Consider the following 369-nt stretch of genomic DNA (forward strand, 5'->3'; position numbering starts at 1 on the left):
ATGCAGGGTTCAGGCGTACATGCCTATAAATGGGTGAATGAGGAGGGCAAGGCTGTTCTCGTGAAATACCATTTTGAACCGAAGCAGGGCATCCGCAACCTGACACAGAAGGAAGCAGAAGAGATTCAAGGGAAAAACTTTAACCATGCCACACAGGATTTATATGACGCGATTGAAAATGGCGATTATCCAGAGTGGGAAGTGTATGCTCAAATCATGAGCGATGATGAGCATCCTGAACTTGACTTTGATCCTCTTGATCCGACAAAACTGTGGTATAAAGACGATTTCCCATGGAAACCGATCGGCAAATTGGTTCTGAACAAAAATCCGGAAAACTACCATGCGGAAGTGGAGCAAGCTTCATTT

At 44.7% G+C, this 369-nt stretch carries 1 protein-coding gene; it reads left to right on the forward strand.

The window, feature by feature from the left end; genetic code table 11:
- Positions 1-369 (forward strand): catalase (locus SB660_RS19270; protein WP_410583830.1); only part of this gene is annotated, 369 nt, incomplete at both ends.

The organism is Bacillus sp. SIMBA_005, assembly GCF_046535585.1.
Classification (GTDB): domain Bacteria; phylum Bacillota; class Bacilli; order Bacillales; family Bacillaceae; genus Bacillus; species Bacillus pumilus.